At 61.7% G+C, this 22,839-nt stretch carries 20 protein-coding genes; 11 read left to right on the forward strand and 9 right to left on the reverse strand.

What is annotated here, in order from left to right:
• Nucleotides 1-90 precede the first annotated feature (90 nt).
• Nucleotides 91-1,152 (forward strand): adenylate/guanylate cyclase domain-containing protein, encoded by a 1,062-nt coding sequence (locus OLZ32_RS36660; RefSeq protein ID WP_003547126.1) that lies wholly within the window; start codon nt 91-93, stop codon nt 1,150-1,152.
• Nucleotides 1,153-1,258: 106 nt separating this feature from the next.
• Complete coding sequence (locus OLZ32_RS36665; RefSeq protein ID WP_264399863.1) at nt 1,259-2,617, forward strand: esterase-like activity of phytase family protein; 1,359 nt, start codon at nt 1,259-1,261, stop codon at nt 2,615-2,617.
• 93 nt (nt 2,618-2,710) lie between these two features.
• On the opposite strand, the gene ppx is transcribed toward OLZ32_RS36665, so the two are convergent.
• From ppx to OLZ32_RS36685, 4 genes are all read right to left on the reverse strand, one after another.
• Nucleotides 2,711-4,231: an exopolyphosphatase gene (gene ppx / locus OLZ32_RS36670; RefSeq protein ID WP_264399864.1), complete on the reverse strand. Its 1,521-nt coding sequence runs from the start codon at nt 4,229-4,231 to the stop codon at nt 2,711-2,713.
• A gap of 12 nt (nt 4,232-4,243) precedes the next feature.
• Entirely contained in the window at nt 4,244-6,448 is a 2,205-nt protein-coding gene (locus OLZ32_RS36675) for an RNA degradosome polyphosphate kinase (protein ID WP_264399865.1), read from the reverse strand.
• A 66-nt stretch (nt 6,449-6,514) separates the two neighbouring features.
• Nucleotides 6,515-7,228, reverse strand: a complete 714-nt coding sequence (hdaA, locus tag OLZ32_RS36680; protein ID WP_017990951.1) for a DnaA regulatory inactivator HdaA — start codon at nt 7,226-7,228, stop codon at nt 6,515-6,517.
• A complete protein-coding gene (locus tag OLZ32_RS36685) occupies nt 7,221-8,345 on the reverse strand; it encodes an AI-2E family transporter (RefSeq protein ID WP_011651279.1) in 1,125 nt (374 codons plus the stop codon). The genes hdaA and OLZ32_RS36685 overlap by 8 nt, the downstream gene beginning before the upstream one ends.
• A gap of 245 nt (nt 8,346-8,590) precedes the next feature.
• Between OLZ32_RS36685 and purM the strand changes: the two genes are divergently transcribed.
• Nucleotides 8,591-9,664: a phosphoribosylformylglycinamidine cyclo-ligase gene (gene purM / locus OLZ32_RS36690; protein ID WP_264425266.1), complete on the forward strand. Its 1,074-nt coding sequence runs from the start codon at nt 8,591-8,593 to the stop codon at nt 9,662-9,664.
• A complete protein-coding gene (gene purN / locus OLZ32_RS36695) occupies nt 9,661-10,332 on the forward strand; it encodes a phosphoribosylglycinamide formyltransferase (RefSeq protein WP_264399866.1) in 672 nt (223 codons plus the stop codon). The genes purM and purN overlap by 4 nt, the downstream gene beginning before the upstream one ends.
• Nucleotides 10,333-10,600: 268 nt before the next feature.
• On the opposite strand, the gene OLZ32_RS36700 is transcribed toward purN, so the two are convergent.
• From OLZ32_RS36700 to OLZ32_RS36710, 3 genes are all read right to left on the reverse strand, one after another.
• Entirely contained in the window at nt 10,601-11,770 is a 1,170-nt protein-coding gene (locus tag OLZ32_RS36700) for an alpha-D-ribose 1-methylphosphonate 5-triphosphate diphosphatase (protein WP_264425268.1), read from the reverse strand.
• A 144-nt stretch (nt 11,771-11,914) separates the two neighbouring features.
• Nucleotides 11,915-12,508, reverse strand: a complete 594-nt coding sequence (locus OLZ32_RS36705) for an NUDIX domain-containing protein (RefSeq protein WP_264425270.1) — start codon at nt 12,506-12,508, stop codon at nt 11,915-11,917.
• On the reverse strand, nt 12,505-14,709 hold the full coding sequence (locus OLZ32_RS36710; protein WP_264425272.1) for a molybdopterin oxidoreductase family protein: 2,205 nt from the start codon (nt 14,707-14,709) through the stop codon (nt 12,505-12,507). The genes OLZ32_RS36705 and OLZ32_RS36710 overlap by 4 nt, the downstream gene beginning before the upstream one ends.
• Before the next feature lie 16 nt (nt 14,710-14,725).
• On the opposite strand from OLZ32_RS36710, the gene OLZ32_RS36715 reads away from it, so the two are divergent.
• Both OLZ32_RS36715 and OLZ32_RS36720 read left to right on the forward strand, forming a co-directional pair.
• A complete protein-coding gene (locus OLZ32_RS36715) occupies nt 14,726-15,595 on the forward strand; it encodes a 23S rRNA (adenine(2030)-N(6))-methyltransferase RlmJ (protein ID WP_264399869.1) in 870 nt (289 codons plus the stop codon).
• A gap of 60 nt (nt 15,596-15,655) precedes the next feature.
• Nucleotides 15,656-16,252 (forward strand): glutathione S-transferase family protein, encoded by a 597-nt coding sequence (locus OLZ32_RS36720; RefSeq protein WP_017990946.1) that lies wholly within the window; start codon nt 15,656-15,658, stop codon nt 16,250-16,252.
• A 78-nt stretch (nt 16,253-16,330) separates the two neighbouring features.
• On the opposite strand, the gene OLZ32_RS36725 is transcribed toward OLZ32_RS36720, so the two are convergent.
• Nucleotides 16,331-16,966: an outer membrane protein gene (locus OLZ32_RS36725; protein ID WP_003547106.1), complete on the reverse strand. Its 636-nt coding sequence runs from the start codon at nt 16,964-16,966 to the stop codon at nt 16,331-16,333.
• A 365-nt stretch (nt 16,967-17,331) separates the two neighbouring features.
• Between OLZ32_RS36725 and OLZ32_RS36730 the strand changes: the two genes are divergently transcribed.
• The 5 genes from OLZ32_RS36730 (at nt 17,332) to OLZ32_RS36755 (ending at nt 21,880) form a co-directional block, all read left to right on the forward strand.
• Nucleotides 17,332-18,099, forward strand: a complete 768-nt coding sequence (locus tag OLZ32_RS36730) for an SDR family oxidoreductase (RefSeq protein ID WP_264399870.1) — start codon at nt 17,332-17,334, stop codon at nt 18,097-18,099.
• Nucleotides 18,096-20,138, forward strand: coding sequence for an excinuclease ABC subunit UvrC (uvrC, locus tag OLZ32_RS36735; RefSeq protein ID WP_264399871.1), 2,043 nt, complete (start codon nt 18,096-18,098; stop codon nt 20,136-20,138). The genes OLZ32_RS36730 and uvrC overlap by 4 nt, the downstream gene beginning before the upstream one ends.
• Before the next feature lie 192 nt (nt 20,139-20,330).
• The gene (gene pgsA / locus OLZ32_RS36740; RefSeq protein ID WP_003547103.1) at nt 20,331-20,921 is read left to right on the forward strand and encodes a CDP-diacylglycerol--glycerol-3-phosphate 3-phosphatidyltransferase; all 591 of its coding nucleotides are present in this window, start codon (nt 20,331-20,333) and stop codon (nt 20,919-20,921) included.
• The gene (gene moaD / locus OLZ32_RS36745; RefSeq protein WP_003547102.1) at nt 20,918-21,172 is read left to right on the forward strand and encodes a molybdopterin converting factor subunit 1; all 255 of its coding nucleotides are present in this window, start codon (nt 20,918-20,920) and stop codon (nt 21,170-21,172) included. Before pgsA ends, moaD begins: the two co-directional genes overlap by 4 nt.
• Before the next feature lie 246 nt (nt 21,173-21,418).
• The gene (locus OLZ32_RS36755) at nt 21,419-21,880 is read left to right on the forward strand and encodes a molybdenum cofactor biosynthesis protein MoaE (protein WP_003547101.1); all 462 of its coding nucleotides are present in this window, start codon (nt 21,419-21,421) and stop codon (nt 21,878-21,880) included.
• A gap of 1 nt (nt 21,881) precedes the next feature.
• Here the strand turns inward: OLZ32_RS36755 and OLZ32_RS36760 are convergent, their stop codons facing one another.
• A complete protein-coding gene (locus tag OLZ32_RS36760) occupies nt 21,882-22,778 on the reverse strand; it encodes a branched-chain amino acid ABC transporter permease (RefSeq protein ID WP_003547100.1) in 897 nt (298 codons plus the stop codon).
• Nucleotides 22,779-22,839: the final 61 nt, after the last annotated feature.

The raw sequence follows: 22,839 nt of genomic DNA on the forward strand, positions 1-22,839 counted from the left end.
AAGACGCGCGGCGCTGTAGATTCGAATTCGCTTGACGGTTTTTTCCCGCCTGAAACAATGGCAGAAGAAACATCACGGCGCAGAGGCGGCATGCGGGAAATATCTCCGACACAGAATTGGATCCTGATCACGATCGTCCTTGCGGCCAGCGGCGTCGTCTATGATCTGATGTTCTACTCCAATCAGACGCCGATCATCGGGGCGATCTTCGCGCTCTTCATCGGCATGCCGATCCTCGCCTTCGAGCGCAAGGTGCTGTTTCGAGCACTTTACAGGCGCATCCAGAAGCTGCCGACCTTCGCCTTCATCCTCACCGAGCTGCTGATCTACGAAATCCTGATGAGCATCGGCTTTGCCTGCGCCGGCCTGCTGCTCTGGTCGCTGGGCATGGTGAAGCCGGTGTCGCTCCTCGACCTCGTCATCATGCCGTTCGAAGTCTTCGTCTATGCGCTGGCGGTCTGCACGATGCTGATCTTCGTCTTGCGTGTGCGAGAACTGCTTGGTCGTGAAGTTTTCCTCAGCATGCTCATCAGCCGCTACCGCAATCCGGTCAAGGAAGAGCGCGTTTTCCTGTTCATCGACCTCGTCGATTCGACGGCTTTTGCCGAAAAGCACGGCGACCTCAGGGCGCAACAGCTGCTGAGCTCGCTGTTTGCGACCTTTGCCGAGCCGGTCAGGCGCCACAAGGGCATGATCAACGACTATGTCGGCGACGCGGCGATCATCACCTGGCCGCTTGCCCGCGGCGTCAAGAACGCGCGGTGCGTGCGCTGCATCTTCGATATCCTTGCCGATATCGAAGCCAATGCCGCCGGCTGGCGGAAAAATTACGGGCAGGTGCCGAAGCTCCGTGTCGCCCTTCACGGCGGCGAGATCATCACCGCCGAAATCGGTGTCGATCATCATAAGATCAGCTATTTCGGCGATACGGTGAACACCACCGCCCGGCTGGAGACGCTCTGCCGCAGTCTGAACCGATCGATTCTGATCTCCAGCGAGCTTGCCCGGCGCATGAAATTTCCCGACGACATATCCTGCGAGGATCTCGGCACCCATGCCGTGAAGGGACGCGGCCAGGCGCTCGGCGTCATGGCGCTTTCCTCGCGCGCGGTCACCGTGCTGAACACGCCGGCGGTCATTCTGCACGGCTGAGCAAAGGTCTGACCTCACGTCACCAAAGCTTCACCCAACCGTCAATTCGCTGACACGGAAGCCCTGCTAAGCGGAAGGCCTTTGCAATCCGTTCCACGGGGATATTATGAAGAACGTCCTTTTTGCTTCCGTATCGCTTTTCATCCTGGTCGCGGGCTCCGCTTCGGCCGACCAGCAGCAGTTCCCGGCCAAGCTTGCCGGCCAGGCGATCCTGCCTGCCAACACCATGGTTCCGGCACCGGCCGATGCCCCCGAATTCCTCAAGCATTCCGGCAAGTTTACGACACCGGACCGCAAGCGCACCGAAGCGCTCGGCACTGTTCCCGGCAAGGACGGCGCCCGCGTCACCGATCTGAAGCTTCCCTTCGACGGCCAGCCGATCCAGGGTTTCTCGGGGGTCAAGGCGATGGCCGACGGCACCTTCTGGACGCTCTCCGACAACGGCTTCGGCTCGAAGTCCAACTCGTCGGACTCCATGCTCTTCCTGCACCAGATGAAGTTCGACTGGGCCGGCAACAAGGCCGAAGTCGTCAAGAACCTCTTCCTTTCAGATCCGAACAAGATCGCTCCGTTCCCGATCGTTCTCGAAGGCAGCGACACGCGTTATCTCACCGGCGCCGACTTCGACATCGAATCGATCCAGCCGGTTGCCGACGGCTTCTGGCTCGGCGACGAATTCGGTCCCTACATCCTGAAGTTCGACACATCAGGCCGCCTCACCGACGTCATTGCGACGACGCTCGACGGCAAGCCGGTGCTTTCGCCCGACAATCCGCTTCTCTCGGTTCCGGCCAACCCGGCTGCGAAGATGCCGGTCTTCAATCTGAAGCGCTCCGGCGGCTTCGAAGGCCTCGCCATGTCGAAGGACGGTGCCAAGCTCTACGGCCTGCTCGAAGGCGCCATCTACAAGGATGACGGCACGGTGGAAACCATCGACGGCCACACCGCCATCCGCGTTATCGAATTCGATGTCGCTTCGAAGAAGTGGACCGGCCGCAGCTGGCTCTATCCGTTCGAAGACAAGGGTGTGTCGATCGGCGACTTCAACATGCTCGACGACACGACCGCTCTCGTCATCGAGCGTGATAACGGCGCCGGCACGGCGGACAAGGCCTGCGCCGATCCGAAGCAGCCGAAGCCGGATTGCTTCGAAGCTCCGGCCGTGCTGAAGCGCGTCTACAAGATCGAGTTCAACGACGCCAATGTCGGCAAGGCCGTCCGCAAGATCGGTTATATCGATCTCCTGAACATCCAGGACCCCGACAACAAGAAGAAGGCCGGCAGCAAGGACGGCGTCTACGACATGCCATTCGTGACGATCGAAAACGTCGACCGCGTCGACGCCACGCACATCATCATCGGCAACGACAACAACCTGCCCTTCTCGGCCGGCCGCGCCGTCGACAAGGCCGACAATAACGAGTTCAGTCTGCTTGAAGTCGGCGAGTTCCTGAACGCGAAGTAATTCGGAATTCTCGTGTTGAAATGCAGAGGGCGGCGCGAAGGCGGCGCCCTTTTTTGTTTTTGGCGGCTACGGCAAAACGGCCGCAAATCAGACCTATTCGAACCGAAACGCCAACCGCTTGTTCGTCAGCTTCGACAACTGCTGCAGGCGGCCGTCCAGGCGTTCGCCGGCGAAGTCGCGATACTCCGGAGGCACGACGAATTCGAGGTCTAGGTCCGGGCTCGAGGATTTGCGGAAGGTCAGGTTCTTGACGATGCCGGGCATCGAGGCCGAGAAGAGGTAGACGACGCGCAGCATGCCGCCGAGCAGCTTGGCGCGCTCGATGAGCTGCGGCGTGGCGATCTGCGCCAGCGGGCCGGTGGCGCCGTCGTCATGCAGGCCTTCGAAACGGTAATAGTTGGAAAGCGCGATGAAGGCGCGGCCGGGATGACTGATGCCGACGAAGGAAGAGTGGGCGATGACGTTCAGCGCCTGCAGGCCGCGATAGTCAGGATGGGCACGCCAGCTGATATCGGCCAGCAGGCAGGCGGCCTGACGGTAGCGGCTTTCCTCTTGGGTTTCCTGGATGCCGAAGAGGGGCATCATGCGGCCGGTCCATTCCGCCAGCTCGCGGGCATGCTCCGGCGAACGGGCACGCAGGATTGCCAGTTCGCCGGCGGCTGCAAGCAGCGGATCCAGGCGACGCTCTGGCTCCGACAGCAGCGAATAAAGATATCCCTCGCGCACACCCTGCGCCGAGAAGGAAATCACCGACGGCTTCATCGCGCTCAGCACTTCCTTCATGGCGATAGCGCCGAAGGGCAGCAGCGAACGGCGGTGCTTGGAAACGGCCTGCAGCGCCGGCTCCCTGGAATCGCGCGCGGTCACCAACTGTTCAAGGAACAGCATCATCGCTTCGAGCGACACCTCATAGCCCTGCATCATATGCAGCGGATAATGGGTGATTTCCATGTGCAGCTTGGCAATGTTTCGCCAGGTGCCGCCGACGGCGTAGAAGGTGCGCCCCTCGCCTTTCGAAAGCAGCTTTGCCGTCTTCAACTGCTTGCGGGCAAAGGTCTGGGCCTTGGAAAGCGAGCCGCCGGCATATTCCGACAGGCGCAGGCCGCCGAGCGGCAGCGTGATGCCCTTGCCGACTTCCTTGCCTTTGATATCGATCAGCTCTAGCGAGCCGCCGCCGAGATCGCCGGCAATGCCGTCAGGATTGTAGAAACCGCTGATGATGCCGAGCGAGGCGAATTTCGCCTCCTCCTCACCGGAGAGCACGCGGACCTTGCGGTTAAGGATGGTTTCGGCCTGATGGATGAAATCAGGACCGTTGCTCGCCTCGCGCGCGGCTGCCGTCGCCAGCACATACATGGTGGCAGCGCGCGCCTGGTCTGACAGAGCCTTGAAACGGTGCAGCGCCGCCAAAGCCCGCGCCACGCTGTCTTCATCCATCTTGCCGGTAAGGGCGACGCCCTTGCCGAGGCCGCAGAGGACCTTTTCGTTGAAGAGGACGGTCGGCGAACGGGACATGCCTTCGTAGACGACAAGACGAATCGAATTCGATCCAATATCGACGACGGAGACCGGGGCGATCCCCGGAAGGCGCCCCTGGGCTTCAGATTCAACCATTTAGGTCCAGTTTTACTTGTTGTTGCGGCCTTCGAGCAGGCCGGCGATCAGCTTCGGCGCACTGGACTTCAGAGCTTCACCACGGCCCGATAGGCTCGGATTGGTCATGAAATACTGCTGCGCATTGAACGGTTCTTCGCCCCTGCGCACTTCCATGCGTCGCGACGTACCGTCGGGCAATATCTCGTAGCTTTGTTGATTGTCAATCACGTTGCCGAGCATAATCTGTGACAAGACCTGCTCGTGAACGGTCGGATTCGTCAGCGGAACCATGGTTTCGACACGGCGATCGAGGTTTCTCGGCATCATGTCGGCCGAGCCGATGTAAACCAGCGCCTTGTCGGACGGCAGGCCGTGGCCGTTGCCGAAGCAGAAGATGCGGCTGTGTTCGAGGAAGCGGCCGACGATCGACTTGACGCGGATCCTTTCCGAGAGGCCGGGCACCTGCGGGCGCAGGCAGCAGATGCCACGCACGACGAGATCAATCTCGACGCCGGCATGGCTGGCGCGATAGAGCGCGTCGATGATGTCGGGATCGACAAGCGAATTCATCTTCATCCAGATCGCCGCCGGCGCGCCGTTTCTGGCATGCTGGACCTCTTCCTCGATGTGACGCAGGATGCGCGAGCGCATCGTATAGGGCGAGATGGCGAGCTGCATGCCCTGTTCCGGCTCGCCGTAGCCGGTGATGAAGTTGAAGATGTTCGCCATGTCATGGGCGATGACGGGATTGCAGGTGAAGTAAGAAAGATCGGTATAGATCTTCGCTGTGATCGGGTGATAGTTGCCGGTGCCGAGATGGCAATAGGTGCGCAGTTTGCCATCCTCACGACGGACGACCAGCGACATCTTAGCGTGGGTCTTGAGCTCGATGAAGCCGAAGACGACCTGGACGCCCGCACGTTCGAGGTCGCGCGCCCAGCGGATGTTCGCCTCTTCGTCGAAGCGGGCCTTGAGTTCGACCAGCGCCGTCACCGACTTGCCGGCTTCGGCGGCATCGATCAGCGCGCGAACGATCGGACTGTCGTTGGAGGTGCGGTAAAGCGTCTGCTTTATCGCCAGGACGTCAGGATCGCGCGCAGCCTGGAGAAGAAACTGGACCACCACGTCGAAGGATTCGTAGGGGTGATGGACGACCATGTCCTTTTCGCGGATGGCGGCGAAGCAGTCGCCGGCGTGCTCGCGGACGCGCTCGGGAAATCGCGCATTGTAGGGGGCAAAGCGCAGATCGTCGCGCGGCGCCTTGGTGATCTCCGACAGCGTGTTCAGTGCCAGAAGACCCGGCAGAACCGCGACGCGATTGTCGGGGATGCTCAGCGCCTGGACGACGAACTGGCGCAGCGACGCCGGCATTTCCGAATCGGTCTCGATGCGGATGACCTTGCCGCGGCGGCGGCGTTTCAGCGCCGTTTCGAAGAAGCGGACGAGATCCTCGGCCTCTTCCTCGACTTCGATATCGCTGTCGCGGATGACGCGGAACGTACCGGAACCCTGCACCTCGTAACCCGGGTAGAGCCGATGGATGAAGATGTTGGCGACATCTTCCAGCGTGATGTAGCGGATTGTGTTTCCCTCATCCGGCAGGCGGACGAAGCGGTCGAGCGCCACCGGCAGGCGCAGCAGCGCCGTCATCGGCTCGCGGCCGTTCTTGCTGACGAGCTGCAGACCGATGGAGAAGCCGAGATTCGGAATGAAGGGGAACGGATGGGCGGGATCGATCGACAGCGGCGTCAGCACCGGGAAGATCGCCTGCTCGAATTCGGCGGCCAGCCACTGGCGGTCGCCATCGCTCAGGGCGCCGGGGCGCACGATCAGGATGTCTTCCTTGGCGAGATATTGTTGCAGCACCGCGAGCGACGCCTGCTGCTCCATCTGCAGATGGTCGATCTCCTGCAGGATCGAGTCGAGCTGCTCGGCCGGCGTCTTGCCGTCTGGGCTGCGGATGGCGATGTTCTGGCGTACCTGGCCCTCGAGGCCGGCGACACGCACCATGAAGAATTCATCGAGGTTGGCGGCCGAGATCGACAGGAAGCGGACACGCTCGAGCAGCGGATGCTCGGTATTCAGAGTTTCTTCCAGGACACGGCGGTTGAACTGCAGCCAGGAGAATTCTCTATTGATGAAGCGCTCGGGGCTCTTGAGCAGCTCTTCCAGCGGGGGAGTGTTGTCGTTGATTTCCGGAGTGAGTTCCTGATGTTCTGCGACTGCGCTATCCATGGTCCGCTTACCCCGTTTTCAATCGCCAAAGGCAATTATATCAGTTTGACGACGGAACTGTGACAGTCAATCGGCCGGTTCCGAATTTCCCAATTCATTCAATACTTCGGCAGCAAGAGACCGGGTGATTTTCGTGCCCCGCGACAGCGCCAGCCGGTCAAGCCTTTCGACGATTGTCTGGGCCGCGTTCAGCGACCGCTCCATCCGGTTCACGATATAAAGCACGAGTTTGTCATCTATATAAAGCTGCCGGTCGGCGAAGAGCTTGACGATCACCTGCGACAACAGCGCCTCATCGGGTTCGCCGATCTCGACGACGGTCGCCGCTTTCAGGCGCGAGCGCAGATCGGGCAGCGAAACCGGCCACGACATCGGCCAGAGACGGCTGGTGATCAACAGGCTGGTGCCGTTTTCGCGGACGCTGTTGATGACGTGGAAGAGCGCATTGTCGTCGAATCCGAGGCGGTCGGCGTCCTCGAACAGCACCGGGCCGGCAGCGGCGGCAACCGCGGCGTCCGAGCCAAGCTCGGGGTGGATGTCGACGGCGCCGCTCAATTCCCGCCAGATGCGGGCGAGATGCGATTTTCCCGAGCCGACGGGGCCGGCGAGCACGACGACCGGCGATGGCCATGCCGGCCAGGCATCGACGATCGAAACGGCGGCGGCAAGACGCTCCGAGATCAGGAGGTCGTCGCGCCCGCTTGCGGCATCGTGCGAAAAGACCAGCGGCAGCTGCTCTCCGGTCTTGCGCTTCGGATCAGCGTTTTTCACGTCATTCATTGGGAACTGATTTCGTCTTCCGGGCGTGGCCACTGGGCGACCCGCCAAAATAAAGATCGCTCTGAAGGTAGCGTGAAAGGGCGAAACGGACAAGGACGCCGACGGCCGCCGCCGCCGGCACGGCAACCAGAAGCCCGACGAAACCGAAGAGCGCGCCGAAGGCAAAGAGCGCAAACATCAGCCAGACCGGATGCAGGCCGACGCTGGAGCCGACGAGCTTCGGCTGCAGAATGTTGCCTTCCAGGAACTGACCGCTGAAGAAGACGACGAGCACCAGGCCGATCCACGGATAATCGGGCCAGAACTGCACAAGCGCCACGCCGACCGCCAGCACGAGGCCAACCATCGAGCCGACATAGGGAATGAAGCTGATCATGCCGGCGAAGAGGCCGATCAGCAGGCCGAAATTCAGCCCGACGAGAGAGAGGCCGGCGGCGTAATAGATGCCGAGGATGAGGCAGAGCGAGCCCTGGCCGCGGATGAAGCCGGCAATCGCCTGGTCGATCTCTTTGGCGATCTGGCGAACATCGCTGACATAATCGCGCGGGATCCATTGGTCGACCTTGGCAATCATACGGTCCCAATCGAGCAGGATGTAGAAGGCGACGACGGGGGTGACCACGAGCAGCGATATGACGTCGACGATCGCCTTTCCGGAATTCCAGATCTGCGCAAAGAGCCCAGTGAGGAAGCCCATGCCCTCCGACAGGATGCCAGAGAGATTGTCCTTGATCGTGCCCATCTGGTTCTCGACCCAGTCCGGCAGCAGCGAATTCTGCGCCTGCGTGATGAACTGCTGTAATTGGCTGATATAACCCGGCAGACGCTGAGCGAAATCGTTGAACTGGCTGATGAGCACCGGAATGAGGATCATCAGCGCCAGCGTGAAGACGATGACGAAGGCGACGAGAATACCGATGGTCGCCATCATGCGGCTCAGACCCAGGCGTTCCAGCCGGTCAGCCACCGGATCGAGGAAATAGGCAATCGCCATGCCGGCGATGAAGGGCAGCAGGATCGAGCTGAAGACATAGAGAAAGGCGATGAAGAAGACGAGCGCCGCCAGCCAGAAGAAGATCTGACGCTTGAGAATGTTCCCACTGACTTGCTGTGGCATTGCCTTCCCCGCTGATCGCTCGCCGCCGCCGAACGCCGCATGCGATCCGAAGCGGCCATTCAGCACATAGGATGCAGGCGCAAAGATGGTCAACCCTGTCGCGCCAAATCCCGGAAAGGCCGGAGAAGACGCGGGAAATTGGGGGCTTTTGCCATGCAGCGCTTGCATAAAAGCCCCTGTCATGCAATTGCGACCGGCAGATGACGCGGCACGTTTGCCGCCTGAAATAGCCATCGGAGACCAGCATGAGCCAGTCTGGGAAAAACGGCCTGACATATAGCGACGCGGGCGTCGACATCGATGCCGGCAACCTCCTCGTCGAGAAGATCAAGCCGGCGGTGCGCTCGACCCGCCGTCCCGGCGCCGACGGCGAGATCGGCGGCTTCGGCGGGCTTTTCGACCTCAAGGCGGCAGGCTTTACCGATCCGGTTCTCGTCGCTGCCAATGACGGCGTCGGCACCAAGCTGAAGATCGCGATCGATGCCGATTATCACGACACCGTCGGCATCGACCTCGTCGCCATGTGCGTCAACGATCTCGTGGTACAGGGCGCCGAGCCGCTGTTCTTCCTCGATTATTTCGCGACCGGCAAGCTCGACCCAGACCAAGGCGCGACCATCGTCGGGGGCATTGCCGCCGGCTGCCGCGAGGCCGGCTGCGCGCTGATCGGCGGCGAGACGGCCGAGATGCCCGGCATGTATTCCTCCGGCGACTACGACCTCGCGGGCTTTGCCGTCGGTGCTGCCGAACGCGGCAAGCTCCTGCCATCAGGCGATATTGCCGAGGGTGACGTAATCCTCGGCCTTGCCTCCTCCGGCGTTCATTCCAACGGCTTCTCGCTGGTGCGCAAGATCGTCGAATTGTCCGGCCTCGACTGGGATGCACCGGCGCCGTTTGCCGAAGACAAGAAGCTTGGCGAAGCCCTGCTCGAGCCGACGCGCATCTATGTGAAGCCGCTTTTGAAGGCGATCCGCGAGACCGGTGCCATCAAGGCGCTGGCGCACATCACCGGCGGCGGCTTCCCGGAAAATATTCCGCGCGTCCTGCCGAAGCATCTGGCGGCCGAGATCGATCTTGCCGCCGTCAAGGTGCCGCCGGTGTTTTCATGGCTCGCCAAGACGGGCGGCGTCGAATCCAAGGAAATGCTGCGCACCTTCAACTGCGGCGTCGGCATGATCGCCGTGGTCGCCAGCGAGAATGTCGCGACGGTTTCAGCGGCTCTCGAAGCCGAGGGCGAGACCGTTGTCACGCTCGGCCGCATGATCGCCCGCGACGAAGGCGCTGCCGGCACGGTCTACAAGGGTACGCTTGCCATATGAGCTCGCCGCGCAAACGCGCCGTCGTCTTCATATCAGGCAGCGGCTCCAACATGATGGCGCTGGTTGCGGCGGCGAAGGCGGCCGACTATCCGGCCGAGATTGTCGGCGTCATCTCCGACAAGGCGGATGCCGGCGGGCTTGCCAAGGCCGCCGCCGAAGGTATCGCCACCTTCGCCTTTCCCCGTAAGGACTATGCCAGCAAGGGCGCGCATGAAGCGGCGATCTTTTCGGCGCTCGATGAGCTTTCACCCGACATTCTCTGCCTGGCAGGCTATATGCGGCTGCTGACGGCGACCTTCATCCAGCGCTACGAAGGCCGGATGCTCAACATCCACCCTTCCCTGCTGCCGCTATTTCCCGGCCTGCATACGCATCAGCGGGCAATCGACGCCGGCATGCGGATCGCCGGCTGCACCGTGCATTTCGTCACCGAAGGCATGGATGAGGGGCCGGTGATCGGCCAGGCGGCCGTGCCGGTTCTTTCCGGTGACACGGCCGAAAGCCTTGCCGCGCGTGTGCTCACCATCGAACACCAGATCTATCCGCAAGCCTTGCGGCTCTTTGCCGAAGGCCGGGTGACGATGGAAGCCGGCAGGGCCGTCGGCGCGGAGGCTTCGACCGCCGCACCCAAGACCCAGCTTATTTCGCTGATCGGCGACCGCGCTTAAGCGCATCGCCACGCGACGCGCTTCAGACTGGTGAGAAAGTCGGCCCGCTTGCCGCCTGGTTCTAATGGCCGCCCCTCATCCGGCTGCCGCCACCTTCTCCCCGTAAACGGGGCGAAGGGACCATGCCGCAACCTCTCCGTTCCCCGCAACCTCTCGTATGGCACGTCCCCTCGCCCCGTTTACGGGGAGAGGGCTAGGGTGAGGGGCAGCCATCTCTCATTGTTTTATGCATGTCGTCGTCCCAAAACCGCAGCTTGGGCGACATGCATCAAGCCGCCAGCGCCCGCAATGGATGCAACGTACCGTCGCTGTAGACGAAGCGGCCGGCGCGGAAGGTGGCGCGGATGCGATTGATATCGCCCGGCTCGACCACGACCAGATCGGCGCGCTGGCCGATGGCAATTTCGCCGCGATCCGACAGGCCGGCCGAGCGGGCCGCATTGCCGGTCGCCATGGCGACGGCTGCCGGCAGGCCGCCTTCCACCATGTCGGCAAGCTTGAAGATGCCGGGCACGAAGGCAGCCGGATGATAATCGGCGGCGATGATGCTCAGCAGGCCGGCCCTTGCAGCATCGAGCGCGCTGAGATTACCCGACATCGACTGGCCGCGCAGTGCGTTCGGCGCGCCCATCAGCGTCCAGAGGCCACGACGGCGCGCCTCCTCCGCCGCAGGTGCGGTGACCGGAAACTCGCTGATGGTGACGCCGAGATCGTGCATTTCGGCGACTTTTTCGACGCTGTCATCGTCATGCGAGGCAAGCGACAGGTTGTGCTTCAGCGACAGCGCGACAATCTCCTTCAGCTTGGCCTCGATGTCAGGATTGCTGCGCATGGCGATGCGCTTGGCGACGATCTCCGCCGCCATTTCCTCGGAGATGGCGCGGCGCTCGGAAATGCTGAGAATATAGCTCTGCAGATTGTTGTACTGGCCCTGGCCCGGCGTATGGTCGGTCAGCGAGACCATGTCGATCTGGTCGGCATTCAGCAGGCGTTCGAGTGCGGGCGCTGCGCCGACATTGGTGATCTCGTAGCGGGCGTGGACGCGGTGGTCGATCAGCAGGTCGTCGCGCAGGCGGTTGATGCCCTCGATTACCGCCGATGTCGTCTCCAGCGAACGGACGTGGCCGTAGACGCTTTCGGTCGCGAAGGAGACGGCTGCAAACGCCGTCGTGACACCGGCGGCGGCAAGCTTCTTGTCGAGTTCGTGGATGCCGAAATCGATCGGCATCGTCGCGTTCGGCCGCGGGGCGATTTCGCGCTCGATCATATCGCCGTGGAGATCGACGAAGCCCGGCATCAGCAGCCGTCCGCCGCCGTCGATGGCAGCACCGGCGACCGGCTCCGGCCTGATCTCGGCGATGGCGCCATCCTCAACACGCGCGGAACCTTCACTCACCACCTCGTTTGGGAGAACGAGGGTGAAATTGCTGAGCCACATGGGCTTTCTCCTGACCGCATCCGATGATTGACAAACCGCAGCGGATAGAACCGCTTCGTGACAGTCGTATGAAATTTCGCGCCGTATCATCTTAAAGCGGAAACTTGCGCTTTGGAAATGATCCGATTCGCCCACCTCGCAGATTCACGCCGTCAGCTTTGCCCTGTTCAACAAGGCCCATTGCAGAAGCACGATCGTCTTGACGTCGAAGATCTCGCCGGTTTCGATCATCGCTGCCGCCTCGTCGAGCGGGATCTCGAGAACTTCGATATCCTCGTGTTCCTCGTCCAGGCCACCGCCTTCCGCCACGCGGTCAGCGATGTCGACGAGGGCTGCGAAGAAGTGGACCACTTCGGTGACGGCACCCGGTGAGGTGTAGGATTTGAACAGGAAGCGCGCATCGCGCAGGCGATAGCCGGTCTCCTCCATCGCCTCGCGACGGATCGCCGCTTCGGGATGGTCATCGTCGAGAAGGCCGGCCGGCACCTCGATTATCCAGGCGGGATCGCCGTTGAGATGAACGGCGAGGCGGAATTGGCGGACGAGAACGACGAGGTCGCGCTTCGGATCATAAAGCAGGATGCAGGCGGCCGGTGTGCGGTGATAAACTTCCCGCTTCAGCCGCTGGGTTGCGCCCTTGCGGTCGATATAGTCGAGCAGGTAGCTGCTCAGCCGCGTCCACCCATTCGACAGCGTTTCCTCGACGGCGATCTTCACGCGTGATTTCGGCTGCATCATGCTGCGTCCCTGCGAAGCCAGACCTTGTTGTCGTGCACGGCCGCCCCGCCATAGGGCGCGACGGGGTCGGCGCCGGTCAAGACGTTGATGCCCTCGCCGTCAACATGCGCCTTGTTCGGCCAGAGGCCCTCGGCAATCAGCACGCCCGATTTCACTTCGGTAGTGATGCGGGCGTGGATGCGCAGATCGCCGCGGCTGTTGCCGATGCGGACGAGATCGCCATGGGCGATGCCGTTGGCTTCGGCATCGGCCGGATTGATCATCACCTCGGGGCGGCCTTCCTTCTGGCGGGAGGTCTTGGTCTCGGAGAAGCTCGAATTCAGGAAGTTGCGGGCCGGCGACGTGGCGAGGCGGAAGGGATGCTCGATATCGGCGACTTCGATGACATCGACCTGATCGGGGAAGGCCGGAAGTGCTGCGTGCGGCCCGAGTGCGCCGATCGCCGCCGGTGGCTTGTTCGGCGCCGGCTGATTGATCCAGTCCGGGCGGAAATGGAACTTGCCATCCGGATGGGCAAAGCCGTTCAGGTAATGCGCTTCCTCGAAAGCAGGCTGGCGATCGAACCATTTGTGTTCGAGGAAATGGTCGTAATCCGGCAGGCCGCTCGATTCGAGGATGCGGTCGACCATTTCGCGGGCGGTGAAGCCGAAGCCGGGGCGATCGGCGACGCCGAGGCGTTTGGCCAGTTCCTCGATGACGAAGAGATTGGTGCGCACGGTTGGCGGCGGCTCGACCAACTTCGGTCCCAGCAGGATATGGTTCTGGCCGCCGGCCCGGTAGATGTCGTCGTGCTCGACGAACATCGTCGCGGGAATGACGATATCGGCGATCTCGGCCGTTTCCGTCATGAACTGCTCGTGCACGGCGACGAAGAGGTCGTTGCGGGCAAAGCCGCGTCTGACGAGGCGCTGCTCGGGGGCGATGTTTGCGGGATTGGTGTTCTGGATCAGCATTGACGTCACCGGACCGCGGTGGCGCAGCGCCACGGGATCGCCGGTCAGCACGCGGCCGATCTGCGACTGATCGAGCATGCGGATATCGGCATCCTTCATCGACCGGCCGGTCAGTTCGGCACTGTTCATGCGGAAGATATCGCTGTTCGAATGGAAAGCGCCGCCGCCCTCATATTGCCAGGAGCCGAGAACCGTGGCGATCGAGGCGGCCGCATGCATGGCGACCGCGCCGTTGCGCTGGCGGGTGAAGCCATAACCCAGGCGGAAGAAGGTCTTCTTCGTCGTGCCGACGAGGCTGGCGAAGGCTTCGATTTCCTCGACCGAAAGGCCGGTGATAGCGGCAGCCCATTGCGGCGTCTTGGTTTTCAGATGCGCTTCGAGACCGGCGGGATCATCGGCGTATCTCGCCATGTATTCGCGGTCGGCGTAACCGTCGCGGAAGGCGATGTGCATGACGGCGCAGGCGAGTGCGGCGTCGGTGCCCGGCCTGACGATCAGCGCCATGTCGGCCTGCTTCATCGTCGGATTGTCGTAAATGTCGATGACGACGATCTTCGCGCCGCGCTCCTTGCGTGACCTGATGGCGTGAGTCATCACGTTGACCTGGGTCGACACCGCGTTGGTGCCCCAGATGACGACGCAATCGGTGCGGCCCATCTCGCGCGGATCGGGGCCGCGCAGCGTGCCGGTCGCCATGGTGAAGCCGGTCCAGGCGGGGTTGGTGCAGATCGAGGAGAAGAAACCGGAGTAACGCTTGGCATGACGCAGGCGATCGATGGAATCGCGTTGCACCCAGCCCATGGTACCGGCGTAGAAATAGGGCCAGATCGCCTCGCTGCCGTCCCTTGCCTCGGCCTTCACAAAGGCTTCGGCGATCTCATCCAGCGCATCGTCCCAGGAAATCTGCTGCCACTGCCCTGCCCCCTTGGCGCCGGTGCGGCGTAGAGGATGCATCAGGCGGTCGGGATGGTAGAGCCGCTCGGCGTAACGGGCGACCTTGGCGCAGATGACGCCCGAGGTGTAGGAATGGTCATTGGCGCCGCGAACACGGCCGATGCGGCCATCCTCCGATATCTCGACCTCCAGCGCGCAGGTGGAGGGACAGTCATGCGGACAGGCGGTGTGGCCCACCCTGTTGTCCGGCTTTTCTGATTTGGCGTGGATGGGGGTCGCAATGTTCATGGCATTTGTATATTCCAAGGCTTGCACGGCCAAAAGCCACAAAAATTCCCCATGACGCGAATTCATACGGACATCAGCGAAAATGAACTACCGCCACATCTATCACGCGGGCAACTTTGCCGATGTGCTGAAACATGTCGTGCTGACGCGGCTGATCCGTTACATGCAGAAAAAAGATGGCGGGTTCCGCGTGCTCGACACGCATGCCGGCATCGGGCTCTACGACCTCTCCTTGGAAGAGGCGCAGAAAACCGGCGAATGGCTCGATGGCATCGGCAAGCTGATGGAGGCAGACCTCGGCCCTCAGGTTTCCGAACTGCTGGAGCCTTACCTCACGGCGATCCGCGAACTCAATCCTGAGGGCGGCATCCGTTTCTATCCCGGCTCGCCGAAACTTGCGCGCATGCTGTTCCGGCCGCAGGACCGGCTGTCGGCGATGGAACTGCATCCCGAGGACTATGTCAGGCTGCACCGGCTGTTCGAGGGCGATCACCATGCCCGCATCACCGAACTCGACGGCTGGCTGGCGCTCGGCGCGCATCTGCCACCGAAGGAGAAACGCGGCATCGTGCTCGTCGATCCGCCCTTCGAGGAGGACGACGAATATCAGCGGCTGGCCGAAGGGCTGGAAAAGGCCTATCGACGCTTCCCCGGCGGTACCTATTGCCTATGGTATCCGCTGAAGAAGGGCGCGCCGATCAAGGAATTCCATGAGAGGCTGCAGGCGCTCGACATCCCGAAAATGCTCTGCGCCGAACTTGCCGTTCGCAGCGACCGCGGCATTACCGGACTGACGGGCTCAGGCCTCGTCATCGTCAACCCGCCCTTCACACTGAAGGACGAGCTGCACCAGTTGCTGCCCGCATTGAAGGACCATCTGGCGCAAGACCGTTTCGCCTCGCACCGCGCCTTCTGGCTGCGCGGCGAGAACAAGGCGGTCAAGGACGATTGACCGGGAAACCCGCTTCGGGAATAGTCCGCGCCGCAGCTCCACAATCTCATCAGGTGTCCCATGAAGCTCCTTTGTTCGCCCGCCTCGCCCTATTCCAACAAGGTGCGGATGGCCGCGCATTTTCTGGGGCTGAAGCTGAACGCCATCCGGGTCGACACCAATACCGGACCGGCGATCCTGGTGGACAACAATCCGCTCGGCAAGATCCCGACGCTTCTGACCGATGACGAGGTCTCGATATATGACAGCGTGGCGATCATGCATTATTTCGACCGGCTGACCAAGGGCGGGCTCTACCCTTCGAAGAAGGGCAAGCGCACGGATGCGGAAATCCTCGAGGCGCTCTGCGACGGCATCTGCGACTGCCTGCTGGCGATCGTCTATGAGCGGCGCTTCCGCGACGAGGAAAAAATTCATCAGCCGTGGATCGACCGGCAGTGGAAGAAGGCGACGAGCGGGCTCGCTCATCTCAGCGCCAATCCGCCGAAAATAGGCAAGAAGCTCAATGGCGGACATTTCGCACTGGCGGCGACGCTCGATTATCTCGAGCTGCGCTTCAAGGACCAGTGGGAAGCCGATCATGCGCCGCTGATCGACTGGCAGCGGCAGTTCGACAAGAAATTCCCGGCCCACAGCGAGCTCAAGTCTGAGGGCTGAGCGACGGGAAACAAAAAAGCGGGCAGCAAAAAGCCGGGCGAGGTGCCCGGCTTTTCCATGTTCGGATAATCAACCCGCTTAGAACTTGACGCCGATACCGAGCTTGACGCTGTTCTCGTCGTAACCGCGCGAGAAGCTGCCGGAGTCGAGGTCGTAATCCTTGCTCTGGTAGTCGGTGTAGCGATATTCCAAGCGCGTCGTGATGTTGTTGGTCACGAAGGCTTCGACGCCGGCGCCGACCGTATAGCCGAAGTTCGTCTTGCTTTCGTCCGAAGTGTCGTCGGAAACCTTGACGTCGCCGATGGCAAGACCGGCCGTGCCGTAGAGCAGGAAGGGGTTCATGTCGTAGCCGACGCGGCCACGGACGGAGCCGTTCCAGCCATACTTGTTCTCGACGCCGCCCGAGGAGACGTCGTCGCCGCTGTAGCCGAGATCGGATTCAACGCCGTAAACGATCTGGCCCTGCTGCCAGTTGTAGCCGGTGAAGACCTGGCCGCCAAAACCGTAGGTGTGGCGGTCGGAACCGAAGTCACCCATGTTGTAGGTGCCGGCGCCGCCGAGATAAAAGCCTTCCCAGTTGCCTGCCGGCTTGACTGGAGCTTCCTGGGCGACCGGTGCTTCCGGAACCTGGTCGACGGCATCGGCCGCCTGAGCTGCCGAGACGCCCGCAATTGCAAAAACGGAGGCCATGAGGCCAGCAATGAGTACACGCATACTTAGTCTCCTTTCAGTCCCGCGCCGCTTGTCATCTGTCTATCAGTGAAGCATTGGCGGGATATTGCCAGATGTCCCTTCCGGATCGAGACTGAAATTGGAACTCAAATGCGGATTTGAAAGAGCCAAATTGTGATATCATTGTGGCCGCCGCATGGCTGAAATTCGATGTTGCTTTGGCGCAACATACACTTCATTAACCCTACTGAAGTGTTAAACTGAAAATACTTATTTTAAGAAATCGCATTCTTAAATAATACATAGAATATCCTCCTCCCCGGCGCAACCGCAACGGCCTATTTATATAATCTCCGTCGGCCCCTATATAGTCTGCAGACAGACTCGCGGGATCAGAAGGCAAGATTTTGAACCACAAAAGACTTCGCTCGGCCCTTATAACAGGGGCTGCTAAGAGAATAGGCCGGGCAATCGCCGAAGACCTTGCTGCAAATGGCTTTTCCGTTGCGATCCACGCGAACGGCTCGATCGGTGAGGCCGAAGAGCTGGTGGCGGAATTGCGGCGAAAGGGATATCGGGCGACCGCCCTGCAGGCCGACCTCACCGATATCGGCGAAACGGGCGAGCTCATTACAAGGGCGTCGGAAGCGCTCGGGCCGCTCGATCTGCTCGTCAATAATGCGTCGGTCTTCCAGCATGATTCAGCGCGTAGTTTCAATGCCGCCACCTGGGCATTGCACTTCGACCTGCATGTCCGTGCGCCCTCTATTCTTGCGGCGGCCCTCGCGCAGCAGATGCCCGCTGAGGCAGCGGGGCTGATCGTCAATATCATCGACCAGCGGGTTTGGGCGCTGAGGCCCAGCTTCTATTCCTATACCCTCTCCAAATCGGCGCTGTGGACGGCAACGCAGACGCTTGCACAGGCATTGGCGCCACGCATCCGCGTCAATGCAATCGGCCCCGGCCCCTCGATGCCGAGCGAGCGGCAGGCGATGGAGGACTTCCAAGCGCAGGTCTCAGCCCTTATCTTGCAGCGAGGGCCGGCGCTGGAGGAATTCGGACAAACGATTCGCTTCCTTTACGACACGCCCTCGATCACCGGCCAGATGATTGCCCTCGACGGCGGCCAGCACCTCGCCTGGCAGACGCCCGATGTGGCGGAGATTACGGAATGAACGGACGAAAGCTGCCGGATGGCGGCGTTCTCTACGATGATACGGATGAGAGCGAAGACGATATCGAAGTGGAAGGCGACGTTTCCGCCGCCGTGCCGCTTGCGGCTGCGGTCGACTGGAATGCGGGCAGCCTCAACGAGACCGGGCTTCTCGGCGCGGACCTGATCGGCGAATTCGTCAAGCGGCTGCCGAACAGCCCCGGCGTCTACCGCATGTTCAATGCCGAGGGCGACGTGCTCTATGTCGGCAAGGCGCGCAGCCTGAAGAAACGCGTCAACAACTACGCCGTCGGCCGCGTCCATTCCAACCGCATCGCCCAGATGGTGCGCCAGACGGCGAATATGGAATTCGTGACGACGCGCACGGAAACCGAAGCGCTGCTGCTGGAAGCGAATCTGATCAAGCGCTTGCGGCCGCGCTTTAATGTGCTTTTGCGCGACGACAAGTCGTTTCCCTATATCCTCATCACCGGCGACCACCGGGCGCCGGCCATTTTCAAGCATCGCGGTGCGAGAGCGCGAAAGGGCGACTATTTCGGGCCCTTCGCTTCGGCCGGCGCGGTCGGACGGACGATCAACTCGCTGCAGCGCGCCTTCCTGATCCGCACCTGCACCGACAGCGTCTTCGAAACGCGCACGCGGCCCTGCCTGCTCTACCAGATCAAGCGCTGTTCCGGGCCGTGCACCCACGAGGTCAGCGATGGGGGGTACGGCGAACTGGTGCAGGAGGCGAAGGACTTCCTGTCCGGCAAGAGCCAGAAGGTGAAGTCGCATATGGCCGAGGCGATGAACCAGGCGGCCGAGGACCTCGACTTCGAGCGGGCGGCGATCTATCGCGATCGCCTGGCAGCACTTTCGCATGTGCAGAGCCACCAGGGCATCAACCCGGCCGGCGTCGAGGAGGCTGACGTTTTCGCCATCCACCATGAGGGTGGCATCTCCTGCATCCAGGTGTTCTTCTTCCGCACCGGCCAGAACTGGGGCAACCGCGCCTATTTCCCGAAAGCCGATCCGCAACTTTCCAGCGCCGAAGTGCTGAATTCCTTCCTCGCGCAGTTCTACGACGACAAGCCCGTGCCGAAGCAGATCATGCTGTCGCAGACGGTGGAGGAGCTGGAGCTGCTCGCGGCAGCCCTCAGCGAAAAGGCCGGCCACAAGGTTTCCATCCTGGTGCCGCAGCGCGGCGAGAAGCGGGATCTGGTCGACCATGTCGTCGGCAATGCACGCGAGGCGCATGGGCGAAAGCTTGCCGAGACGGCGTCGCAGTCGCGGCTGCTCGAAGCTTTCAAGGAAACGTTCGGGCTTGCCTATGCACCGCAGCGCATCGAGATCTACGACAACTCGCATATCATGGGCACCAATGCCGTCGGCGGCATGGTGGTCGCGGGGCCGGAAGGTTTCGTCAAAAACCAGTACCGCAAGTTCAACATCAAATCGACCGACATCACGCCCGGCGACGACTTCGGCATGATGAAGGAGGTGATGACGCGGCGGTTCTCGCGGCTGATCAAGGAGGAAGGCATTCCTGATCGGACGGCGCAGGTGGCCACGCCCGATGCAGCCGACATGCCCTTCCCGACCTGGCCCGATGTGATCCTCATCGACGGCGGCCAGGGGCAGATGACGGCGGTGCGCGCCATCCTTGCCGAACTCGGCATCACCGACAGCGTCACGGCGATCGGCATCGCCAAGGGCGTCGACCGCGATGCCGGGCGCGAGCGCTTCTTCCCGCCGGGGCGCGAGAGCTTCACGCTGCCGCCGCGCGATCCGGTGCTCTACTTCGTCCAGCGCATGCGCGACGAGGCGCACCGTTTCGCAATCGGCTCGCACCGGGCGCGGCGCAAGAAGGAAATGATCAAGAACCCGCTCGACGAGATCGGCGGCATCGGCCCGTCGCGCAAACGCGCGCTGCTCCAGCATTTCGGTACGGCGAAGGCGGTTTCGCGCGCCGCCCTGTCCGACCTGATGGCGGTCGAAGGCATATCGGAAGCCGTCGCCAGGCAGGTCTATAACCATTTCCATGACGACGCCGCGAAATAACCGGCGTACGTCGCAAATTCCACGCAAAGGCGGTGAAAAGACAGAAAGAATGTTGACGGTCCGAGGCCAAAGCCGTCATCTACCGCATCGGCCCGAGCATGATGCGGAGGTTCTAAAGTGTTACAGTGTCCTTGGCTCGTCTGAAAAGACGCGCGGCGCTGTAGCGGCGCATCAATTCAGAGAAACGATCCCATGGCATCGCGTGCGTACAGCATTCCCAATCTCCTGACCTACGGCCGTATCCTCGCCGTACCGCTGATCGTTCTCTGCTTCTTCATCGAGGGCAGGCTGTCGATCAGCAACACGGCGCGTTGGGTGGCGCTGTGGATCTTCGTCATTGCCTCGCTCACCGATTTCCTCGACGGTTATCTCGCGCGCATCTGGAACCAGACGTCGAATATCGGCCGCATGCTCGATCCGATCGCCGACAAGCTGCTGGTCGCCTCGATCCTTCTCCTGGTCGCGGCTGACCAGACCATCGCCGGCTGGTCGATCTGGGCGGCGATCACCATTCTCTGCCGCGAGATCCTGGTGTCGGGACTGCGCGAATATCTGGCAGCGCTGAAGGTCAGCGTACCGGTGACGCGGATCGCCAAGTGGAAGACGACGCTGCAGCTCGTCGCCATCGCCTTCCTGCTCGCCGGTCCGGCCGGCGACGAGATTTTCCCCTATACGACGCAGACCGGCATCGCGTTGCTGTGGATCGCCGCGCTGCTGACGATCTATACCGGCTACGACTATTTCCGCGCCGGGGTGAAACATATCGTGGATGACGAGGAATGACGCGGCTTGTCTATTTCGCCTGGGTGCGCGAGCGCATCGGCAAGGGCGAGGAGGATATCGACCTCCCCTCCTCCGTCGTCACCGTCGCCGATCTCCTGAATCATTTGAAGACGCTGGGCGAAGAATATGAGACCGCACTTCAATATCCCGACGTGATCCGCGTGGCGCTCGACATGGAGCATGTCGAGCATGACGAGCCGATATCGGGTGCGAAAGAGATCGGGATATTTCCGCCGATGACGGGTGGGTGATTACGACCATTCGGCCGGGCTTTGGAAGCTTACAATGGGTAGGACTGAGCCTTCTTTTCTCTCCCTCATTCCTGTGCTTGTCACAGGAATCCAGCCATCGCGCGTCCGCGTGATGAATGACTCTTTCTTTTTGGCAATTGCTCCTCCCGCGCCCAAGGACTTGGGCGCACTGGATTCCTGTGACAAGCACAGGAATGAGGGAGGATGGGGATGTGAAGGCGCCTCACAGCAGCAGAGGCGTTTGTCTTGACTATCACTTCCACCATCCGCGTCCAGCATGAGGACTTCGACCTGCAGGCCGAGGTCGATCGCCTCTCCAAGGGCAAACCCGGCATCGGCGCCGTCGTCACCTTTTCCGGTCTCTGCCGCGATGAAGGCGGGACGCTTGCGGCACTCGAACTCGAGCATTATCCCGGCATGGCGGAGGCGGAGATGCGGCGCATCGGCGATCTCGCCATCGGGCGTTTCGGACTTCTCGGCCTCACCGCCATCCATCGTTACGGAAAGATCGCCGCTGGCGAGAATATCGTGCTCGTCGTCGCAGCCGCGCCGCACCGGCAGGCGGCGTTCGACGGCGCCAATTTCGTCATGGATTTCCTGAAGACGGCAGCCCCCTTCTGGAAGAAGGAGCACGCCAGGGATGGCGCCACCGGCGATTGGGTCTCGGCGAAAGACGCCGACGACGCAGCCCGCGACAAGTGGAAATAAGTTAGAGAACAACACGCTCCCTGCGGCTCATGACCAGGAGCAGGACGAGCAGCGAGAAGATGACGAGATCCCGCCAGACGAAGGGGCCATAGGCGCCCCACATGGTTTCGACGACGGCAAGCCCGGCAGCGCCGCCTGCCGAGCGCAGCGGATCGGAGTAGCCGCCGACGGCTGCGATCATCAGTACCTTCAGTCCGAACATCAGGCCGGCGCCGAAATCCATCGAGCCGTAGTAGAAGGTGGCGAGGATGCCGCAGATCGTGGCGACGAGGGCGGCTGCCGCATAGGCGGTGAGAAAGACGCGGTCGGCGCTCGTGCCGCAGAGTTCGGCTGCCAGCGGGTCATCGGTAACGGCGCGCCAGACGCGGCCCCAGGCCGTGCGCCTGAGGATCAGCGTGCCCACAGCGACAATGGCAGACATCAGTACAGTGTTGATCAGCTGGATATGGGTGAGCGTCACTTTGAACAGCCCGTCGCTCCAGAAGACGACTGTGTCGTTCAGGAACGGCGGCAGCCAGATAGAGCGGGTATTGGCGGCAAGCCGGGCGGTCTCCATCAGTACGATCATGATGCCGAGGGCAGCGACGATGACCGTATTCGGCGATTTGTTGACCAGCGGCAGCATGATCGAGCGGCCGATCCATAGGCCCGCCGCTAGCGAATAGACGATGGAAGCACAGGCGCCGACGGCAAGGGCGGCCGGCAGCACCAGCCAAAACCTGACATAGGCGAGTTCGGTGAAGAGCAGCAGGATCTGGCCCGCGAAGGCAAAGATCGCCCCATAGGTGATGTCGGCCCGCTTCGTCACGCCGAAGGCGACGGCATAACCGAAGGCAAGCGCCGCATAGAGGGCGGCAAGCGGAACCGCATTCGCCAGCTGCTGCAGAAGATAGGCCATTCCGAACACTCCGCGTCATCAAAATTATAACTGGTAAAAGCTATTTCACCAGTTATAATTT

Source organism: Rhizobium acaciae (assembly GCF_025941625.1).
Taxonomy (GTDB): Bacteria; Pseudomonadota; Alphaproteobacteria; order Rhizobiales; family Rhizobiaceae; genus Rhizobium; species Rhizobium acaciae.

Coding starts and splice junctions, on each gene's coding strand:
- OLZ32_RS36705 (WP_264425270.1), bottom strand. CDS start 12,508: ATGATGCAGCCGAAATCACGCGTGAAGATCGCCGTCGAGGAAACGCTG.
- OLZ32_RS36700 (WP_264425268.1), bottom strand. CDS start 11,770: ATGTGGCTCAGCAATTTCACCCTCGTTCTCCCAAACGAGGTGGTGAGT.
- purN (WP_264399866.1), top strand. CDS start 9,661: ATGAGCTCGCCGCGCAAACGCGCCGTCGTCTTCATATCAGGCAGCGGC.
- uvrC (WP_264399871.1), top strand. CDS start 18,096: ATGAACGGACGAAAGCTGCCGGATGGCGGCGTTCTCTACGATGATACG.
- OLZ32_RS36710 (WP_264425272.1), bottom strand. CDS start 14,709: ATGAATTCGCGTCATGGGGAATTTTTGTGGCTTTTGGCCGTGCAAGCC.
- ppx (WP_264399864.1), bottom strand. CDS start 4,231: ATGGTTGAATCTGAAGCCCAGGGGCGCCTTCCGGGGATCGCCCCGGTC.
- OLZ32_RS36660 (WP_003547126.1), top strand. CDS start 91: ATGCGGGAAATATCTCCGACACAGAATTGGATCCTGATCACGATCGTC.
- OLZ32_RS36715 (WP_264399869.1), top strand. CDS start 14,726: ATGAACTACCGCCACATCTATCACGCGGGCAACTTTGCCGATGTGCTG.
- moaD (WP_003547102.1), top strand. CDS start 20,918: ATGACGCGGCTTGTCTATTTCGCCTGGGTGCGCGAGCGCATCGGCAAG.
- OLZ32_RS36725 (WP_003547106.1), bottom strand. CDS start 16,966: ATGCGTGTACTCATTGCTGGCCTCATGGCCTCCGTTTTTGCAATTGCG.
- hdaA (WP_017990951.1), bottom strand. CDS start 7,228: ATGAATGACGTGAAAAACGCTGATCCGAAGCGCAAGACCGGAGAGCAG.
- pgsA (WP_003547103.1), top strand. CDS start 20,331: ATGGCATCGCGTGCGTACAGCATTCCCAATCTCCTGACCTACGGCCGT.
- OLZ32_RS36720 (WP_017990946.1), top strand. CDS start 15,656: ATGAAGCTCCTTTGTTCGCCCGCCTCGCCCTATTCCAACAAGGTGCGG.
- OLZ32_RS36760 (WP_003547100.1), bottom strand. CDS start 22,778: ATGGCCTATCTTCTGCAGCAGCTGGCGAATGCGGTTCCGCTTGCCGCC.
- OLZ32_RS36665 (WP_264399863.1), top strand. CDS start 1,259: ATGAAGAACGTCCTTTTTGCTTCCGTATCGCTTTTCATCCTGGTCGCG.
- OLZ32_RS36675 (WP_264399865.1), bottom strand. CDS start 6,448: ATGGATAGCGCAGTCGCAGAACATCAGGAACTCACTCCGGAAATCAAC.
- purM (WP_264425266.1), top strand. CDS start 8,591: ATGAGCCAGTCTGGGAAAAACGGCCTGACATATAGCGACGCGGGCGTC.
- OLZ32_RS36685 (WP_011651279.1), bottom strand. CDS start 8,345: ATGCCACAGCAAGTCAGTGGGAACATTCTCAAGCGTCAGATCTTCTTC.